The organism is Petrotoga sp. DB-2 (assembly GCF_054051725.1).
The window spans coordinates 1-320 of sequence record NZ_JBSVZD010000093.1 but is presented as its reverse complement, the minus strand read 5'-3'; the positions used below and the strand labels follow the sequence as shown (position 1 = coordinate 320).

General features: G+C 41.2%; 1 protein-coding gene. It reads right to left on the bottom strand.

What is annotated here, in order from left to right; all coding sequences use genetic code 11:
• On the bottom strand, nt 1-320 hold a 320-nt coding region (locus ACW9JY_RS10590), incomplete at both ends, for a HAMP domain-containing protein (RefSeq protein WP_457284338.1).

Sequence of the window (320 nt, the reverse complement as noted above, 5' to 3'; positions counted from 1 at the left end):
TGGGATACACCTTGTGCCGCCTTTGCCACTTCGTCTACCCCTGCGGTTACTTCTTCTACGTTTCCTGCTGTTTCTTCCGTACTTGTTTGTATCTTGTCCATCTGGGTTTTGAGTTCTTCTGAGTTCTTTCTGCTTTCTTGTGATGATTGTGTTAGACTTTCTGATGCGTTTTCTACTTTGTCTGATGCCTGCCTTATTGATCCCATGGATCTTCTCAATTCTTTACTCATTTCTGATAGAGCATTGGCCATCTGCCCTATTTCGTCTTTGCTTTTACTTTCAAAGTTTACCGTTAAGTCTCCTTCTTTGAATTGGTTTAT